A 19,376-nucleotide genomic window follows, 5' to 3' on the forward strand; every position below is an offset into this window, starting at 1 on the left:
GGCCAACTGATTTTATGGTAAGATAGAGCTGTTTACAATTATGCTAAGAAGGGCAGGAACGCTCTGTATGAACAGAAAAATCGGGGTTAGGCTTATAAAATGCCTGGCGGCAGGTGCAGTGCTGGCTGTGTTGCTGCCGCATGCTGTGGAGTGGGGGAACAATGTATATGCTGCGTCGGTCAAGCCAGCTCCATCCGTTTCGTCACAGCAGCTTCAGAATAAGCTCTTACAGGCCATGGCTACGCGGAGTGAAACGCTGACCTTTACATATCAAGGGCGGGTGAACGGTCTCAAGCAGCAGCTACAGACAGCCATCAAGCAGGCGATGGAGAGCGATCCCTATGTGAATTATACGATCAAAAGCTACGCATTCAGCTATACAGGCACAACCACGTCCGCCGAGGTTACGATCCGTCTGAGTTACCGGGAGACGAAGGAGCAGACTGCATATGTAGATAGCACGGTTAAAGCTGTGCTGGGGGACATCATTACGAAGGGGATGACGGATCATGAGAAGGTGAAGGCCATTCATGACTGGATCGTGGTTCGTTTGAAATATGATGAGACGCTGCAAAAGTACACAGCATACGATGGTTTGAAAACCGGAAGCACGGTGTGTCAGGGCTATTCCTTGCTCGCCTACAAAATGCTGGAACGCACCGGGATTACCAACCGGATTGTGGAGGGAAGAGCAGGGGGCCAACTGCATGCATGGAATCTTGTTTTGCTGGATGGACAATGGTACCACATGGATACGACATGGGATGATCCGACCCCGGATCGTGGCAACGAGGTAAGCAATTCGTATTATCTATTGACTGATGCCGAAATGCGCAGGGATCACTCCTGGGTTAAACAGTATCCTCAGGCGAACACCTCGTATCGGCAGACATTGTCGGGATTGGTCGCTGCGGGAGGACCCAAGGCTGCTGTGTATCAAAAGCTGTACAATAACTTGGAATATCCGCTACAAGACGGCAAGGGTCTGGTTAAATCATCCTCCGAAATCAAGGAGCAGGTTCGCAAAGAGATGAATAAGGGAGGGGCCACGCTTACCTTTGGCTATCAGGGGACAGAGCGAAGTCTCAAAGAAGATTTACAATCGTTGTATCAGCTCGGGGTAAAAACCATCTCTTATCAGATCACAGATTTAGGCAGCACCGGAAATCTTCGTGTAACTCTGAAATGGACCTGATCATTTTGCTGCAATAAAAAAAGCACATTCGTAAGGGAGTATTTTATTCATATGCATAAGCGTTCTTTTACTTATCTGCTCGGCACGCAGACGATGTCGAATGCGGCCGATATCCTTTATATCATGGCGCTGGTTTCTCTGGTGTTTCATGAAACGGATTCAATCTTTTCCTCGGTTCTCGTTCCGTTGTTGCGAATGGGCGCACAGATGATTAGCGGCTTTTTAGCACCGCTGATATTGGCTCGGTTCCAGCTTCCATTTATTCTGTTCGTTTCTCAATTTGGCCAACTGGCTTTCTTCGCTCTTCTGTTGGGGCATTTGTGGTCAGCGGGAACAAACCCAGTATGGGTGCTTGTGTTTACACTGGTAGCAGCCATGTCCTTTCTGGACGGTTGGACCACACCTGCACGTAATGCGCTGATTCCGCGCCTTGCGTCTGGGGAAGGGCTGATGCGGGCGAACAGTCTCGTATCGGTCAGCGATCAGACCGTACAATTGGCCGGATGGGGGCTGAGCGGTGTGCTCGTAGCCGTAATGGGCTCGGAAAAAACACTGCTGGTCGCTTGCGGGCTGTATACGGTGGCCCTGATCTTTACCAGCTTGATCCGTGATCCGCTAGAGGGCAAAGCCCATTATTTACTGCAACCCGGAACTCGGGTGCGAAGCGGAGACACCTTAGCGTCCGGAGCTGTGGCTGAACAGGGGCAAGAGCATCATGATATGCCTCTCGTACAGCTGGAAGACACGCTGTACGGCCCGGAGTCGGAAAGCCCGGCGTTACCTCCCAAACGCAAAAAGGAAATATTGCGCGAAGGGTGGAGTCTTATCGGAGCCAGCCGAAGGCTCAAGGCTCTTATTTTTATGGATATGATCGACCTGCTGGGTGGTTCGGTTTGGGTAGGAGCATTCACGCTTGCCTTCGCTCAGCAGGTGTTGCACAAAAGTGAGGCATGGTGGGGGTACATTAATGCGGCGTATTTTGCAGGAGCGATAGGCGGTGGGATCATTGTTCTCGCTTGTGTCAAGTATTTGCAGCGCAGACTGCTGCCCGCGATGCTGGTGGGGATGGCTTGCTATGGACTGTTAACGGCTTGGTATGCGCTTAACACATTACCGCCGCTGACGCTGCTGATCGTACTGTTAATGGGATTGCCTGCGGAAATGTCCGTCGTATCCCGCCGCACGATGATGCAAATGAGCGTATCTGTGCACGATTTACCCAAGGTGCTATCCGCACAGGCTACGCTGACGAGCATGACGTTTTGCATCTCGCTATTGCTGATGGGCTGGATTGCAGATCATCTGGGCATCGTTAATTTGTATTTGTTTTCTGCACTGCTGACGCTGATTGCTGTGATTTATGGCATGTTTAGCCGCCGTGCCTTGTCTATGTCTTTGTCTTTGACAGCCCCGGTAGCTTCTTCTTCCGAATAACAGAAAAAGCCCGTCTCTCCACATATCAGGGAGAAGATGCGGATGAACCTGATCCGATCCATAGGATCGTTCATTCGCATTTTCACCTGTATATGCCCGGAGACGGGCTTTTTTACTATTGTTTATTTACCGGAGGACGCATCCGGGTCCAAATCACACTCATGGAGTGGAACGATTTTGGTACGCTTGATCCATTTGTAGCCGAGCCACAGAAGAAGGAACAGCGGCACACTCATGTACGTAGCGATCATCGTTTTCCAATCAATGGCTTGCCCGGTAAAGGCATCGGCACCTTGCCCGATAATCACGATGATACACAGTGCGAAGGCAAACAAGGGACCAAACGGGAACCAGCGGGCTTTGTACGGAAGCTCACTCAGACTGCGACCCTGTGCAGTAAAGGCACGGCGGAAACGATAATGGCTGACCGCAATACCGACCCATGTGATAAACCCGCACATCCCGGAAGCATTTAGCAGCCAGTTGTACACCACACCGTCCCCATACAGGGAGGCGAGGAAGGCCAGCATACCGACAGCGGTCGTGATCAGCAGTGCATTCATGGGAATGCCGCGCCGATTGATATGTCCGAGGAAACGGGGGGCTTTGCCTTCCCGTGCCAAAGCGTACAGTACACGTGTTGCCGCGTACATCCCGGAATTACCTGCCGACAATACGGAAGTTAAAATAACGGCATTCATGACGGAGGCGGCAATGGCAAGCCCCGCTTTTTCAAATACCAGTGTGAACGGGCTGACCCCGATGTCACTGATATCTCCCCGCAGCAAATTCGGATTGGTGTACGGAATAATCAATCCAATGACGAGAATCGCCAGAATATAAAAGAACAGGATGCGCCAAAAGATTTGACGGATGGCACGCGGCACATTTTCACGCGGATTTTCACTCTCTCCGGCGGCTACCCCGATCAGCTCCGTTCCCTGAAAGGAAAAGCCTGCGGCCATGAACACGCCCAATACGGCGAAAAATCCGCCATGGAACGGGGCATCGCCCACAGTGAAGTTAGCGAAGCCAATCGCTGGACCCCCCATAATGCCGAAGATCATCAGCACACCCACAGTCAAAAAGATAACCACGGTTACAATTTTAATCATGGCGAACCAGTATTCGGATTCACCGTAGCCCTTGACTGTCAGCGCGTTCAACGCGAAGATCACGGCCAGAAATAGTAAACTCCACCAGGCGGAGTGACTTTCGGGAAACCAGTATTTGATCAGCACGGTCGCCGCTGCCAACTCGGCGGCAATTGTCACGGCCCAGTTGTACCAGAAGTTCCAGCCCATGGCGAAGCCAAAAGCCGGATCGACGAAACGGCCTGCATAGGTATTAAAAGAGCCGGATTCAGGCATAAACGTAGCCAGCTCACCGAGGCTGGTCATCAGGAAGTAAACCATGAGGCCGACTGCTGCATACGCCAGCAGGGCACCTCCGGGTCCGGCTTCTGCAACCGCGCCTCCACTGGCGAGGAACAGGCCTGTTCCGATGGAGCCCCCGAGGGCGATCATCGTCATATGTCGGGCTTTGAGACTTTTCCGCAAGGTTGCGGCAGGTGTCGCTTTGTGTTGCACGTTCAAACACTCCTTCATGAAATGGTATTTCATGTCAGGGCAAGAGCCTGAAGGAGGGGGATTACAAACGTCAAAAGACCGCAGGGAATACGCCTGCGGCCTTGTCTATGCATTCCGCACCATACCTTCTTCTATAACAAGATAGCTCAACACACGTGTCTGTGTTAGGACATCGCGTGACAGTTCTGCTCCTTTCGGTTAGCAGCCCCAGCATTCGGAGGTTTACAAAGAGTCGACTCCGCATACTTCGGCGGATGCACCTTTCCACAGGAATCACAGACGGCTCTTGGCGTCTCCTCCGGTGTACTGATTACATCCGCGACCTCTACCTCATCATAAAACAGGGTTGATGAGGTGTATGACATGATATGTTATTGTATAGCAAACTAAAGTATAGCGTACCTGTACATCTTCTGACAATCGACAATTTTTTGAAGGTCCAGTCGTAAAATCATAAATTAAGAGTTGCGTTTAGCCATCTGCTGCCAAACCGTACCTGCGGCTTGCTCGCCTGACTCAATGCGCTCCAGCGCCATTTTGGCCTGTAGACTGACCTCGAATTCGGGGTCATCAACAGCCTTCTCCAGCGCGTCACGCGCGTCCTCGGTGCCGACCTCGTACAAAAAGCGGGCAGCCCGCCAGCGAACCAGCTTGCTGCTATCTGACAAGGCTCCGATCATAGCTCCGGTAGCCGCCGGGTCGCCGATATCCGACAGCGTATCGCCCGCCGTACGGCGTACGGCCGCTGAAGGATCACGCAGCGCCTCGAATAGCAGCTCCATCGCCTCCGGTGTGCGCAGATCGCCCAGATAGACGACCCCCAGCCGCCGTAGCTGCATTTTGTCGTCATGCAGCGCTTGCCGGATGAGCGGCAAATGCTCGGGCGTCGGCTCCAACCGATCCAGCGCGGCGTAGCGGGTACGCCAATCCTCGTGCTGTAGGGCCTGCTCCAGCTCAGCATCGCTCCATTCGCGGCGTTCCTCCACGAATTCGCTGTTGTCCGCGCCGTGGGCAATCGCCTGCTGGATAATCTGCTCCAGCCGCTCCTGCGGGAAGGCCGCCTCCAACTCCTGCTCCACCTCGCGTGCGATATCCGGCAGCTCTCCGTAGCGGACGCCGTAATCGCTCAGCTTGCGCTCCTTGATCAGTGTCGCGCTGGCTACCCGGGTTACGGCCTGCACGAAACGGTCGGACAAGGAAATCCGTTCCTCCTGCTGGCCCGCTTTGACCCGGATTTGCATCGGAATGCCCCGGAAAAATTGCACAAATACCTGTGCCTCACCAAACGCTTCCCCTGAGGTTTCCTCCGGCAAGTCCCAATTGGCGTCTGCGCCTTCCTCGCCTAGCCGGTCCCGAACCTGACCCAGAATGGTAGACCAATCTGCGTTCCCTTTGCGGTCGAGGGCTACAAAATCCGTCGTATGAAACACGCTTTTGACTCCTTCAATGCCCAGCATACGCCGGATAAACGGGGGAGCGGAGCGTTCATTATCCCGTGTATATGTTCTGCGAATGCCCGCTTCCAGCCGTTCATCCAGATGCAGCATCATGGTGTTCGGACTGGGAGTTGGCTCGATAGATGTTATTTTCATAGCTCGGTACAGCCTCCTATTCAAAAGTTCTCCATATATAGCTTATCTGTATTGTACCTCATTCTACGAATGTCTCCAAAGAGAGATTTCGTCATTTTGAGAAAAATACAATGATAAATCTCACACTAATGAGGCTAAAAAGTAGCTGCCCAGAACGATTCGAATGCACATAGCAATATCCAAAATGGAATCCTGCTAAATTTATAACGGCAGCATGGTTAAAAATAACAAATTTTAGCTAGACTAAGATGTGTTCTCCCCATGCTCCAAACGACGAGTAAAGGAGGCGTTCCCATGTTCCGCAAGCAGGAAAGGACGCTCATTATTGTGTGTATTGTGATAGCGGCTATTATGCTGTATGCAGTCATTAAAAGCATAGCCCGCCTGACTCCCTAGATCGTAATCCAAAGGAATATATGCAGGTGCTTTCTATTTAGAATGTGAAATGAAGGAGTGAGTACCATTTGTCTTCACTGGACCCCGTATTGCTAAGCCGGATGTTGACTGGAATTACCCTGTTTGTTCATATTGTATTTGCATCCATTGGCGTTGGCGTACCTTTGATGATTGCGCTCGCCGAATGGCGCGGGCTGCGAACTGGTGATCCGCACTATACGCTGCTGGCCCGACGGTGGGCGCGAGGGTTTGTCATCACCGTTGCCGTAGGTGTCGTCACAGGTACTTCCATTGGACTGCAACTCAGCTTGCTTTGGCCTACCTTTATGCGGGTGGCTGGACAAGCGATTGCGCTGCCCCTGTTTTTGGAGACGTTTGCTTTTTTCATTGAAGCCATTTTTCTGGGTATCTACTTGTACACCTGGGATCGGTTTAAAAGCAAATATTTTCACCTGATGCTGCTCATTCCGGTAGCGATTGCCTCATCTGCATCAGCGGTTTTTATTACAACTGTGAACTCGTTCATGAACCAGCCTCAAGGCTTTACACTTAAAAATGGAGTCATGACAGATATTCATCCCATCCAGGCCATGCTGAATCCGGCCACGCCGACCAAAGTTTCTCATGTGCTGGCTTCCTCGTATACGTTGAGCGCCGGGCTGCTGATGGGACTGGCTGCCTATAGTTTGCTGCGGGGGCGTAACCACCCGTATTTCAAAAAAGCGCTGAAGCTGACCGCCACCTGCACCATTGTATTTGCTATCAGCACCGTGATGATCGGAGATGCCTCCGGTAAATTTCTGGCCAAATATCAACCGGAAAAGCTGGCTGCTGCCGAATGGCATTTTGATACCATGACGCACGCTCCTTTCGTATATGGCGGTTATATGGACAAGAACGGAGATATCAAGTATGCCCTGAAAGTGCCTTATGCGCTTAGTATTTTAGCCGGTAACCTGCCCAGTACGGAGGTCAAGGGACTGAATGATTATCCCGTGGATCAGCGTCCACCGTTGTCTATCCACTATATGTTCGATCTCAAAATCACCACCGGGGTGCTGATTCTGGTCATTCCGCTGTTGTATCTGATTCGCAAACGTTTGCCGGGACGCAAACCATACCCCAAATGGCTGCTGCTGGCACTTATTCTGGTGGGGCCGATGGCTATGGTAGCCATTGAGCTGGGCTGGATGTTTGCGGAGGTGGGCAGGCAGCCGTGGATTTTGCGCGGCTACATGAAGGTGTCCGAGGCGGCAACCACCTCCACGAGTGTCGGATGGATGCTGATATTGTTTATCATTTTGTATCTCGTGCTGTGTTTCTCGGCCATTAAGGTCCTCAGCAAGCTGTTCCGTAATAAAGATGCAGTGGAGGAGCTGAGGCAGCTGGGGCTGGAGGGGGCTGAAGGGAAGTGAGCTATGAAATTGTCGGTATCGCCATTTTGTGGACCTTCCTGTTCGGTTATTTGATTGTGGCATCTATTGATTTTGGCGCAGGCTTTTTCAGCTTTTACAGTGTGCTGACAGGTCACCAGAATAAAATCCACAACATTATTCAACGGTATTTATCACCGGTGTGGGAGGTAACGAACGTATTTCTCATTTTTTTCGTGGTGGGACTGAACGGTTTCTTCCCGGATGCGGCTTATTACTATGGCACCGCGCTGCTCGTTCCCGGCAGTATTGCCATTGTGCTTCTCGCGATTCGCGGGGTGTATTATGCGTACAATACGTATGGACATTCCGGTACAAATAATATCGTCTACATGGCATTGTACGGTGCGACGGGGCTGCTGATTCCGGCGGCGCTGTCGACGGTTCTCGCCATTTCGGAAGGCGGCATTATTGTGGAGAACAGCACAGGTGTTCATCTGCGCTGGGGTGAGTTATTAAGCAACTCCTATACGTGGGCGGTTATTTTCCTGGCGCTGGTGAGTGTGCTGTATATCTCGGCGATGTTTCTGTCCTATTATGCCAAAAGGGCAGGAGACAAGGTTGCTTTTGAAATCGTGCGTGGATATGCGCTGCTCTGGAGCGGCCCAACGATTGTGGCGAGTCTGCTCGCATTTTTTCAGATTAACAAACAAAATCCGGACCACTTTGCCAATATGCTGAACATGGCATGGATGTTTGTCGCCTCCTTCATCTGCTTTGTCGGAGCTGTCTATCTGGTATGGCGGCGGCGTCATCTCGGAACCACCTTTATTCTGGTCATGCTGCAATTTGCATTTGCCTGGTATGGCTATGGACGCTCGCATTTGCCGTATGTTTTGTATCCCTACATTAATGTGCATCACAGCTTTACGAACTCCGCCATGGCGTATGCATTGATTGCGGCGTTTAGTGCGGGGCTGCTGGTGCTGATTCCGTCACTGATCCTGATCTTGAGACTGTTCCTGTTCGATGCGGATTATGTGCGAGGACAAGCGGGGAAGAAAGGGTGAGTACAAATGGCTGCTTTCGAGCATTTTACGATCATGTATGAGTCGCCTATTATTATTGTGGTGGCGATTGGATTTCTGTTTATGTACTCGGCACGCTTTAAAAATCCACAGGACTGACAGCAGCATCTGAGATGGCCCTTCCTGATTGATGGGGAGGGTCCATTTTTGCATGTAAAAGGCGGATTGAATTATACTTTACATACACCAGCATGTTGCATCATTGGATGTTCACACTTGCGTGTAATATATAAATGAATTGAGCCGCTTCGGTTTCTTTGGAGAACGGGTCCATCAGGGGAGGAGTTACATCATGCCCAAAGTTCGTTTTAACAACATGGATCATGTCAACACGGATAAAACACTCAAGCAATTCAGACAATGGCGGCAGGAGCGCCGCAGCAAAACGAAGGATTATACGTTCGTTGTTCCGAACCATCCGCCGGAGCTGGAGTTTTTGCACAGTAACCGGGAAACGACGACGGCGACCTGGGTAGGGCATTCTACCTTTTTCATCCAATACCTCGGACTGAATATTGTTACGGATCCGGTGTGGGCTGAGCGTATGGCTTTCGACAAAAGACTGGCTCCGCCCGGCATCCGCATTCAGGATGTACCGCCGTTGGACATCATTCTGCTGTCTCATTCGCATTATGATCATTTGCATATGGAATCGTTGCGCAAATTGTATCGTGCAGATACGCTGATGCTTGTACCTTCGGGGTTAAAGTCGAAAATGGTCCGCAAAGGCTTCCGTAACTGCCATGAGCTGAAATGGTGGGATCATTTTACGATAGGCGGGGTGTGCTTCACATTTGTTCCGGCCCAGCATTGGACGCGGCGTACGCCGTTTGATACGAATACTTCGCATTGGGGTGGATATGTGCTGCAAAGTGAGCAGCAGGTGATTGGCTCTGCCACGTCCGTCACAGAAACGGCAGCTGCACCGACGTTGTACTTTGTGGGAGATACCGGATATTTTCGTGGCTTTAAGGAGGTTGGCGAGCGCTTTGACATTGACCTGACCTTTATGCCGATTGGTGCGTATGAGCCGGAATGGTTCATGACTTCGCAGCATGTGACACCGGAGGAGGCGTTGCAGGGGTTCGTGGATTGCGGTGCGGATCAGATGATCCCGATGCATTACGGAGCCTTTAAGCTGGCGGATGATACGCCGAGAGAGGCGCTGGATCGTCTCGAAGCGGAGCGTGAACGCTTGGGCATCGCCAAGGAGCGCATTCATATACTGGGACACGGTGAGACGCTGAAAATTCAAAGCCGCTGTTCAACTACAATCTGAGGATTCCACATAAAAAGCGACTCTGCGGACAATGGTCTGCGGAGTCGCTTTTTATGGTTGGCTTGAATATGTGAAAAGGTGCGGGCAGACAAGTCTGTCGCTGTGTTACAGGATTAGACCGCTTCGGTATCGTTCACCAGAGAGGAATCGGAGTCGGCGATGCTAATGGGATGACGCACGATTTTGACTTCATAAAACGTAATTTTATTTTCTAATATATAGTCCGGAATTTGGCGGTGGCTGTGTGATTCACGGAAGGCCTCGCTTTTGGTCCAGCCTTGGAAGTTCTCTTTTTCCTTCCAGCGTGTGCTAATCGTTACTTCCTCATAATCTTTTGTGTTTTCAGTGAGCAGTACCTCCAGACCGAGGAAGCCTTCCATTTTTTCCACTTTACCTTCTTTGTTAAAGCGTTCGATGAGCAGGTGGGCATTGCCCGGGGTGATTTTAGATGTGTTGGTAATAATAATCATATTAAATTCCTCCTGAATGATGTGGTATGGTCGGTATAATGACCGGATAGCCATCCTCAAATTTGATAGTAGCGTTCATTTCATAAATGTCGCGAAGAAAAGCAGACGTCAAAATCTGACGGGGTTCGCCAGCCATGGCGATTCGTCCCCTTTTAAGCGCAATCATATGATGACAATAGGCCGCAGCTTGCTGCAAATCATGCAGTACCATAACAATCGTTAAGCCAGACTCGTGATTAATACGCCTCAGCATATCCATAACCTCAAATTGATGGGCGATATCCAGAAAAGTGGTAGGTTCATCGAGCAAAAGAATGCCCGTTTGTTGGGCCAAAGCCATTGCAATTCGCGCTTTTTGTTGTTCACCTCCCGATAGAGTATGGAACATCCGATCCGCATAGGGCTTCATGCCTGTGATTTCCATGACATGGTCTACAATATGCTGATCCTGTCCGGTATGCCGTGTCCTCAAGCCTTTGGCATGAGGGGATCTTCCGTAAGCAATCAGCTCACGAACCGTTAATAACGGCAGCATATCCTTCATTTGCGGCAGCATGGTAATCGTCTGGGCAAAATCACGCCGCTTGTACTCCTGCACGGGCTTGCCCAGTACGGAAACCAGCCCCTGATCCTGCTTGAGCAGCCGAGTAATGATCCGTAGAAGCGTGGATTTGCCCGAACCGTTGGGCCCGACAATTGCAGTGAGCTGTCCGGCGGGCAAGGTGATGTTTACATCGTCCAGCCTGAAATACCCGCGCTGCAAGGAGATATGCTCACCCTGAATGGCTGTCATCCGAAATTCCCCCGTTTCTTGAGCAGGATTAAGAAGAACGGCGCTCCGATGACGGCCAGCAAAATACCTACAGGCAGTTCAATCGGGTCAAACCAGGACCGTGCCACTGTATCCGCCAGTACGACCAGTGTCCCGCCGCCCAGAATGGAAAGGGGAAGGAGGAAACGGTAATCCTCCCCGATCAGCAATCGGATGACATGAGGGACAACCAGTCCTACAAAACCGATCAGCCCCGCTACACTGACTGCCGTACCGGCGAGCAGGGCAGAGAGCAAAATAATGAGCAGCCGCTGAAGCTCTACACGCTGTCCGAGCAGTTGCGCTGAATCGTCGCCCAGTAGCAGCAAATTGGCAGGCTTGATCGCAAACAGGGAGGCGATTAAGCTAATGATGGCGTAAGGTGCCATGAACTCCAGATGATGCCAGCTTCGTCCGTTCAATCCACCGGATAGCCAAGGGAGAACCGCTTGCACGCGGTCGCTGTACATGACCATCACGCCGTTCATGATCGCGCCCAGCAGTGCGTTGATCGCAACACCCGCTAATACGATTTTGACGGGAGAAGCGCCCCGATCCCAAGCCAGCAGGTAAATTGCAACGGCAGTCAGGAAGGCTCCCAAAAAGGCAGTTACCGGAAGAAGGTAGCTAAGCTGTGGAAGCATGACCATCGTGATGACCGCAGCGAGTCCGCCACCAGCCGATACACCAATAATGCCGGGATCAGCCAGTGGATTTTTCATGACTCCCTGAAGAAGTGCTCCCGCAGCTGCCAGACAGGCTCCTACGAGCAGACCCACTAATACTCTGGGCAGCCGGAGATCCATGAGGATCGTGCGATAGGTGGAGTCATCATGATGTAGCAAAACCTGATTGATTTCTCGTAGTGGAATCGACACCGATCCGTAAGCCAGGCCGTACACGGATACAGCTAACAGCAAGATCGGAAGCGTAATCCAGGCGATGGTGCGTCTTCTGGCGCGTTGTAGTTTGTTCATCGCTTATTTCGCCGGATACAGCTTCTGGTGCATCAAATCCAGTGCCTCAGTAACCCGTGTGCCCGGATTGGTTCCGAACAGATCAGAGGGTAATACCTCGACCTGATTGTTTTTGACCGCCTTGATTCCGCTCCAGGCTGCATTTTCCTGCATTTCCTTGATAAATGCAGCTTTGACCTCCTCCGTATTGCCGTGGGTCATAATCAGGATGTAGTCAGGGTCGGCCTGTACGATGCGTTCCGTGTTTAGCTGCGCGTATTGCGGGAAATTTTGCAGGCCCGGAAAATCAGCGGCAATATTGGCACCGCCAGCTAGTTCCAGAATATTTCCACCTAATGAATTCGGCAATGCCGCCATATATGTGGCCGGGGCTCCGTAAACAAGTAGCGCTTTAGGTTTGTAGGTAGAGGCTGTTTCCTTTTGTAAGGTGGCTATCTGCTGGTCAATTTGCTGATTCAGCTTCACAGCCTGAGCCTGCTTTTGCAATAATTGCCCGAAGAGTGTAATTTGCGACTGAATATCCCGGACTGAATTGGCGCCTGTCAGCAGCAGCTGTGAACCGACACCTTCAATAGCTGGAATGTCCTTCTCATTCATAGGGTAATTGCCCAATACAACATCTGGTTTGAGCATCGTAATTTTCTCCAGATCGACCTCATGAGTAGAACCTACTTGTTGAACGTTTTCAGCAGCAGGCACGACGGAAGGTCCATTCGAGTTGGGTCTGCCGACGGCTGTTCCGCCCAAAGCATATATGATATCCAGATCGCCATTGCTGAGAGCAATGATATGTTGAGGGATACCTTGGAACGCCAACGTTCGCTTGGAAAAATCAGTAACCTGTATTGCCGCATCGCTTGTTGTGCCGGAAGTGGCAGATACAGATGCAGTGGTTGGTTTGTGATCTGCGGCCGGAGTATCGTTACTGCATCCGGTAACTGCCAATAAAAGCGCTGCGGATGACCACAACACATAAGATTTCATGTCATTCCTCCTGCAATTTTAAGTTAAACAATAATGATAATCATTTTCATTTATGTATAAGAGAATGATAATGAATATCAACGGGGATTGTCAATTGAAAAAACCAAAATTTTAAATAATTTATTTACTGAAATGGAGAGGAGGGGATTCATGGTATAGAGGAAGGTATCCTAAATTTTTCTTAAAAAATAGCATATATCAAGGGGTTATATACACGCAAATACATATTGACATATTCGAAAAGTGTAAGATATATTGGTGATGGGTTCACTTGGTTTTGCGAATTTCTGGATGGAAAGGTGGGAGGAAAAGCTCAAGAAGAGCTATTTTTTTTTAAAATTCAATTGAGAATGATAATCAATTAACTTATATTCTCGTGGGGAGGGACTGCTGTCAAAATGAGGAAGGGTTATTCTGCAATGATTGCTGTGTTTCTGCTGGTCAGTGTGCTTAGCTTTTGGCCAACTTCATCATCTGTGGTAGCCGCTACGGCTTCTACAAAATTGGCGGATGGTACATACACGCTTAAATACGATATTCTCAAGGCCGAAAATGATTCTGTATCCATGGCTAATGATTATTTTGAGAAGCCAGCCAAGCTGTATGTGAAAAAAGGCCAAATGACCATGCAAATCAAGCTGAATCACAGCGAATGGACAACCGGGTTTAAAGTGGATTACAAAGGAAAAATCATCGACACAAAGGTCATTCATAAGGATGCCAAAACCGATACCCGCACTGTACAATTTCCAATAACAACTGTGAACAGTCCGTTAATTTCAAAAATTCATGTTACCGTCCCTGCGTATAACTACGATCATGACTATACCATTCGCTTCGCTTTTGATTCCAAAAGTGTCAAAAAAGTAGCAGCAGTCCAGTCAACGAAATCAACCAAATCTTCTAAGAAGTAAATTCAAGCAATCTTATCGTTCATGAAATCAACATAAATTCAAGCATAAAAAATAGAGGAGTGTATGTAGATATGAATATGGTAATGAATCGCTTTGAATCGTTTTCTTTCAAAAAGGTACTCGTAGCCTTGATCATGACAGCGTTTGTTTTTGCAGTTTTCACTCCATTCTCAGCTAAAGCGGCAGCAGCGGACGGCACGTATGCAGTAGACTATACTGTTCTGAAAGACCAAACGAATGAAACCTCGCGTCTGGATAGCTATTTGACGAAACCAGCTCAGGTAACTGTGGCTAATGGTAAAACTATTGTTCATTTGACTGTGAAAAGCAGCAATCTGATCACAACGTTCAAAGTGGAACAAAATGGCGTACTGCAAGACGCGACTGTGGTAAGTACAGATACTGCCAGCAACACTCGTGTAGTAGAATTCGAAGTTGCTGACCCGAATGCTAAAGTCAACGCTTATGCCGAAATCACTATTCCAGTTATTGGTTACACAGGCCAGTATGATGTACAACTGCAATTCGACGAAATCTAATCCAAAATAAAACGTAAAAGGAGACTGAGAACATGAACATGATCATGAACCGTATGGAAAAATTGTCTTTAAAAAAAGTGATGCTTACTGTATTGATGGCTGCGCTTGTTTTTGTGGTACTAGCTCCGTTTTCTGCAAATAAAGCGAATGCGGCTTTGCCTAATGGTACGTACACCATTGATTACACAGTGTACAAAGATGGTACAACTTCACCTTCCTACATGGATACAGGCGGTTATGTGGCGAAGCCAGCTACCTTGATTGCTGCTAATGGTCAGTACAAGGTTAGAGTGATGATTACCAAAAGCGCTTGGGTCACTGAATTCAAAACACAACAAAATGGTCAATATGTGAATGCAGCTGTAGTCAGCACATCCGGTGATACTAGAGTGGTTGAGTTTCCGGTGAGCGATGTGTCCGCGCTATTGAACGCTAAACTTCACGTAAGCGTGCCGAAAGAATATACTGGCGGTGTGCCATACGATCACGATTACATCGTTCAATTTGGTTTTGATGAAGATACGATGAATTAGTACAGAGACATTGTATTGATTTGAATACTCATTTGAAGCCCGGGAGAGCTTCAAATGAGTATATTTTAAGTAGGGGGATTAATACACTTGAAGAGGCAATTTAGAAAATACTTAATAATGTTAGCGACCTTTGCCATGCTGCTTTCGGTTGTTTTCCCGTCTGCACCAGTTGTATCTGCCGAAGATACTGTCACATCAACTGAATCTGGTGCGTCTGCTACTTCTGTGAGTGAGGATGTATATTCGACAGAACCAAGTATGGCGGAAACAACCCTGACAGAGAACGAAACGGCACCATCGGTAGGTGTGGTTTCAGTTGCAGAGGTACAGAGCCCCAGCGTCGTTCAGGACTCCAATAAATATTCGATTGAATATGCAGTGAAGAACAGAAAAACAGGCAACAATTCACCACAAGCTCTCTATTTTGTGAAACCAGCTACTTTTAAAGTAGAGTATAATGCGTCAGTCGGACAAGCTACGTATCATGTTTCTTTGAATATTGATAATCCAACAGAACCATTATTAACAGATTTTGAATTGAAACAAAATGGAGAAGGTATCTCTGCTCATGTTTCAGATTTGATCCAAACAGGAGATAAGTATAATCAAAGATCTGTAACATTTGACGTGTATGATTTAACTCAGAAAATTGATGTGGATTTTAATTTCAAAAATATAAAAAGAGAAAACTCGATTGAATTTGATCCATCTACAATAAAGGTTGCAGAGGAGACGACTCCGCCTGTAACATCGCCAGAACCCGAAGTTCCTTTACAACCAGGAAGCCTCGACTTCACGATTTTGACAGATAAATCGCAAGATGTTTCCGTTATGGACGGCTATGCTGTAAAACCAGCTAAACTGGTTCAAAAAGCGAACAAATGGTATGTTCAACTGACGATTAAAAACAGCAGTTGGATACCATCCTTCCAAACAGAACAGAATGGAAAATATGAAGAAACGACTACGGTATCCACTGAGGGTGACCAACGTACAATCGAGTTTGAAGTAGGCAATCTGTCTAACAAAGTAAATGCTTATGCTCACATTATTGTGCCTGGGCTGGAATTGGGCGGAGTACCATACGATCATTGGTACAATGTTCAAATTCAGTTTAACGGCAGTGTTACCCCTGATCCGGGTTCTTCTCTGCAATCGGGAAGTATTGACTTCTCTGTTTTAAAGGATAAGTCGCAAGATATGTCTGTTATGGACGGCTATACTCTAAAGCCAGCTAAAGTAGTCCAAAAAGGAAACAAATGGTACGTTCAACTGACGATTAAAAACAGCAGTTGGATACCATCCTTCCAAACAGAGCAGAATGGAAAATATGAAGAAGCGGCTACGGTATCCACTGAGGGTGACCAACGCATAGTAGAGTTTGAAATAAGAAGTCTGTCTAACAAAGTAAATGCTTACACTCACGTTATCGTACCTGGCTTGGAATTGGGCGGAGTACCATACGATCATTGGTACAATGTTCAAATCCAATTTAACGGCAATGTTACACCTGATCCAGGTACACCTTCGACCTTGGTAGATGGTACGTATTCCATTAACTTTGATGCGCTGCACGCAACCAAGGATCAAGCCTCTTCGATGGCACGGTACTTGGTGTCGCCAGCAACACTGACAGTGACGAAAGGCAAGTATGAGGTGTCCATCCAGATCAAGGATAGCGCAACGATTACGAAGTTCAAAACCGAACAAAACGGAACATTAACGGACGTGGACATTGTGAGTGAGGATAAAGCATCCGATACTCGCATGGTGAGGTTCCCATTGGCTGATGTGGATGCCATTTTAAATGCACAGGTTCATGTTAGTACCAGCTACAACGGAACCTCTTATGAAATGGACCATACGATCCGTCTAAAATTTGATAGAAATAGTATAACGCTTAAAGATTCGACACCAACAAATCCAGGCACACCATCGACTTTGGCGGACGGCACATACTCCATCAGCTTTGATGCCCTGCATGCTACCAAGGATCAAGCATCCGCGATGGCACGATACTTGGTGTCTCCAGCAACGTTGACGGTATCGAAGGGTAAGTATGAAGCTTCCTTTACGATCAAAGACAGTGCCACAGTGACCGAGTTTAAAACGGAACAAAATGGAACGTTAACGGATGCAGATGTCGTAAGTGTGGACAAGAAAGCAGACACTCGTGTTGTAAAGTTCAAAGTGGCGGATTTGGACGCCATTCTGAATGCACAGGTCCACGTAAATACGAGCTATAACGGAACGGTTTATGAGATGGACCATAAGATTCGTCTTCAATTCGACCGTAGCAGCCTTGCGGTTAAAGGAACGGATGGGGGTACAACTCCTGGGACTGAGAACGGCAAATATAGCATTGATTTCTCCGTACTCAAAAATGGAAGCAATGAAATATCTGTGATGGATGGCTATATGCAAAAACCAGCCACTCTGTTGAAGGAATCCGGCAAAAATTTGATCCAGATCAAAATGGACAAGAGCAGCTGGATTAAAACGTTCAAGGTAAACGGTGCAGAGGCTCAGGTTATTGATCAATCGACCTCCGCAGATACAAGAACCGTCCAATTTGAAGTCGCAGATCTATCGGATAAAGTTTCAGTGAATACACATGTCATTGTACCGGGTCTGGATTTGGGTGGCATCCCTTATGACCACGTATACGATGTGCAGTATCAATTCGAGCCTGCTACCATTCGCAGCTTTGTCGAACCGTCCTCTACAGGAGCGGCAGATCCAATCGTTAAATTGGATTTTGACAAGCTCGCCAATGGTAAATATGTTTTGAAATTCAGTATTGTATTAGCGGATGGAACAACAGGAGAGAATTCTCCGGCTCAACGCTTTATTGCCAATGAACCAGCGCAATTGGTCGTGGAAGGCGACAAACGTTTTGTAGATCTGAAGCTGCAAAACAGTAATGAAGTGAAGGCATTGCGTATTTGGGATAACGCAAGCGGAGGCTACAAAGACGCAGAAGTGACCCAGGAGGATGCAGCAAGTAATACAAAGAACGTTCGTTTTAGCGTGAGCGACTTTAAGAACAACGTAAAAGGCCAACTGGTTGTTTACGAAGCTCCCAAGGTAGCGAGTGCTGCTCCGATGGTCTTCAAGGCTGAGGATCGTGTGGAGAAGGTATATGATTTTGAATTCAAATTCAATACTAGCGATGTAACGTATTACAACGATAAAAAGACAGGCGAAGTTGAAAAAGGGAAGAGCAATTTAGCCGATGGAGAGTACACAGCGAGCTTCCGTGTGCTGGCGAATGGAACAGACAAGGATTCTCTTGTGGCGCCTTTTGTACAGAGTCTCGCAAAGCTGGTTGTGAAGAATGGCAAAGTGCAAGCACATCTCACCGTTACGGACAATCAGGCTTTGAAGTTGTTCCAAACGGACTTTGAAGGCCGCTATGCCAATCCAACCGTTGTTGGTTCCAACACGAAAGGTGACACGCATACCATCGCTTTTGAAGTGCCTGATCTGGACCAAAAGCTGAGCGTGTACACACAGGTATACTTGCCTGAGAAATTTATTGTGAACGAGAAGTTCGGCGGACAAATTCAATTTGACCGTGCATCGCTTAAAGGTGAGGGAGTCAATGCAGCTACAACCGCACCAGCTACTGAGCAGACAGCAGAAACGCCAACACCTGTGGCTGAAACGAAACCTGTAGTGGAGCAACCAGCTCAAACAGTCACTTCCGAGAAGCAATACTCGATCAATTACAACGTATTTAAAGATAAAACGAGCGAAGCTTCCGTCATGGATGGATACCTCGACAAGCCTGCTACATTGATTGAAAAGGGAGACAAGCGTTATATTCAAGTCACTTTGAAAAATAGCTCTTGGATGCCTATTCTACAAGTAGAGCAGAATGGTAGCCTGAAAGATGTAGAGGTCATCTCGACATCTGGCGATACGCGTGTCATTCAATTTGAAGCAGGGGACTTGTCTCGGAAAATCAGTGCCTACACACACGTCATTGTGCCCGGTTTAGTTCTTGGTGGCGTGCCATATGATCACTGGTATACCGTTCAATTCCAGTTTGATGAAGCGAGTCTGAAAGCAAAGTAGCATCAGGTCGCAGTAGCATCAAGCCTGCTCCAATAACAGAATAGCTTGTATGCAAGCAAGTCTTGGTGCCCTGGCATCAAGACTTGTCAGCATTTCATTACCCGAAAAGTTGAGGCTCAGGC

The 19,376-nt window shown here is 48.4% G+C and carries 16 protein-coding genes and 1 riboswitch; of the genes, 10 read left to right on the top strand and 6 right to left on the bottom strand.

Annotation, left to right across the window (positions count from 1 at the left end; translation table 11 throughout):
- Nucleotides 1-67 precede the first annotated feature (67 nt).
- Together ACIFQM_RS04610 and ACIFQM_RS04615 are read left to right on the top strand one after the other, a co-directional pair.
- The gene (locus ACIFQM_RS04610) at nt 68-1,195 is read left to right on the top strand and encodes a transglutaminase domain-containing protein (RefSeq protein ID WP_430036809.1); all 1,128 of its coding nucleotides are present in this window, start codon (nt 68-70) and stop codon (nt 1,193-1,195) included.
- Nucleotides 1,196-1,246: 51 nt separating this feature from the next.
- Nucleotides 1,247-2,629, top strand: a complete 1,383-nt coding sequence (locus ACIFQM_RS04615; protein ID WP_430036806.1) for an MFS transporter — start codon at nt 1,247-1,249, stop codon at nt 2,627-2,629.
- Nucleotides 2,630-2,751: 122 nt separating this feature from the next.
- Here ACIFQM_RS04615 and ACIFQM_RS04620 read toward each other — a convergent pair whose 3' ends face one another.
- Both ACIFQM_RS04620 and ACIFQM_RS04625 read right to left on the bottom strand, forming a co-directional pair.
- Nucleotides 2,752-4,218, bottom strand: coding sequence for an amino acid permease (locus ACIFQM_RS04620; protein ID WP_430036803.1), 1,467 nt, complete (start codon nt 4,216-4,218; stop codon nt 2,752-2,754).
- Between the two features lie 134 nt (nt 4,219-4,352).
- A riboswitch (Lysine riboswitch) is annotated at nt 4,353-4,554 on the bottom strand.
- A 122-nt stretch (nt 4,555-4,676) separates the two neighbouring features.
- The gene (locus ACIFQM_RS04625; RefSeq protein WP_430036800.1) at nt 4,677-5,810 is read right to left on the bottom strand and encodes a virulence factor; all 1,134 of its coding nucleotides are present in this window, start codon (nt 5,808-5,810) and stop codon (nt 4,677-4,679) included.
- Between the two features lie 464 nt (nt 5,811-6,274).
- Between ACIFQM_RS04625 and ACIFQM_RS04630 the strand changes: the two genes are divergently transcribed.
- The 4 genes from ACIFQM_RS04630 to ACIFQM_RS04645 all read left to right on the top strand — a co-directional run bounded on the left by ACIFQM_RS04630 (nt 6,275) and on the right by ACIFQM_RS04645 (nt 9,946).
- Complete coding sequence (locus ACIFQM_RS04630) at nt 6,275-7,621, top strand: cytochrome ubiquinol oxidase subunit I (protein WP_430036797.1); 1,347 nt, start codon at nt 6,275-6,277, stop codon at nt 7,619-7,621.
- Nucleotides 7,618-8,649, top strand: coding sequence for a cytochrome d ubiquinol oxidase subunit II (locus tag ACIFQM_RS04635; RefSeq protein ID WP_430036794.1), 1,032 nt, complete (start codon nt 7,618-7,620; stop codon nt 8,647-8,649). The genes ACIFQM_RS04630 and ACIFQM_RS04635 overlap by 4 nt, the downstream gene beginning before the upstream one ends.
- A 6-nt stretch (nt 8,650-8,655) precedes the next feature.
- Nucleotides 8,656-8,766, top strand: coding sequence for a cytochrome bd oxidase small subunit CydS (locus ACIFQM_RS04640; protein WP_430036791.1), 111 nt, complete (start codon nt 8,656-8,658; stop codon nt 8,764-8,766).
- A 193-nt stretch (nt 8,767-8,959) separates the two neighbouring features.
- Entirely contained in the window at nt 8,960-9,946 is a 987-nt protein-coding gene (locus tag ACIFQM_RS04645) for an MBL fold metallo-hydrolase (RefSeq protein ID WP_430036788.1), read from the top strand.
- A gap of 113 nt (nt 9,947-10,059) precedes the next feature.
- On the opposite strand, the gene isdG is transcribed toward ACIFQM_RS04645, so the two are convergent.
- Genes isdG through ACIFQM_RS04665 form a run of 4 tightly spaced genes read right to left on the bottom strand, consistent with a single transcriptional unit; the run spans nt 10,060 to nt 13,188 of the window.
- Entirely contained in the window at nt 10,060-10,416 is a 357-nt protein-coding gene (gene isdG, locus ACIFQM_RS04650; RefSeq protein WP_430036785.1) for a heme oxygenase, read from the bottom strand.
- A 1-nt stretch (nt 10,417) separates the two neighbouring features.
- Nucleotides 10,418-11,209 carry an ABC transporter ATP-binding protein gene (locus tag ACIFQM_RS04655; protein WP_430036782.1) on the bottom strand — a complete coding sequence of 264 codons (792 nt, stop codon included), beginning with the start codon at nt 11,207-11,209 and terminating at the stop codon, nt 10,418-10,420.
- Nucleotides 11,206-12,204: a FecCD family ABC transporter permease gene (locus ACIFQM_RS04660; RefSeq protein ID WP_430036779.1), complete on the bottom strand. Its 999-nt coding sequence runs from the start codon at nt 12,202-12,204 to the stop codon at nt 11,206-11,208. Before ACIFQM_RS04660 ends, ACIFQM_RS04655 begins: the two co-directional genes overlap by 4 nt.
- Before the next feature lie 3 nt (nt 12,205-12,207).
- The gene (locus ACIFQM_RS04665) at nt 12,208-13,188 is read right to left on the bottom strand and encodes an ABC transporter substrate-binding protein (RefSeq protein WP_430036776.1); all 981 of its coding nucleotides are present in this window, start codon (nt 13,186-13,188) and stop codon (nt 12,208-12,210) included.
- Nucleotides 13,189-13,586: 398 nt separating this feature from the next.
- Between ACIFQM_RS04665 and isdC the strand changes: the two genes are divergently transcribed.
- The 4 genes from isdC to ACIFQM_RS04685 all read left to right on the top strand — a co-directional run bounded on the left by isdC (nt 13,587) and on the right by ACIFQM_RS04685 (nt 19,254).
- The gene (gene isdC / locus ACIFQM_RS04670) at nt 13,587-14,102 is read left to right on the top strand and encodes a heme uptake protein IsdC (protein ID WP_283653305.1); all 516 of its coding nucleotides are present in this window, start codon (nt 13,587-13,589) and stop codon (nt 14,100-14,102) included.
- Between the two features lie 71 nt (nt 14,103-14,173).
- Entirely contained in the window at nt 14,174-14,641 is a 468-nt protein-coding gene (locus ACIFQM_RS04675) for an NEAT domain-containing protein (protein WP_430036772.1), read from the top strand.
- 32 nt (nt 14,642-14,673) lie between these two features.
- Nucleotides 14,674-15,174, top strand: a complete 501-nt coding sequence (locus tag ACIFQM_RS04680) for an NEAT domain-containing protein (RefSeq protein WP_430036769.1) — start codon at nt 14,674-14,676, stop codon at nt 15,172-15,174.
- 87 nt (nt 15,175-15,261) lie between these two features.
- Nucleotides 15,262-19,254, top strand: a complete 3,993-nt coding sequence (locus ACIFQM_RS04685) for an NEAT domain-containing protein (protein ID WP_430065070.1) — start codon at nt 15,262-15,264, stop codon at nt 19,252-19,254.
- The last annotated feature ends 122 nt before the right edge of the window (nt 19,255-19,376 follow it).

It is taken from the genome of Paenibacillus sp. NRS-1782, assembly GCF_050467685.1.
Classification (GTDB): Bacteria; Bacillota; Bacilli; order Paenibacillales; family Paenibacillaceae; genus Paenibacillus; species Paenibacillus terrae_A.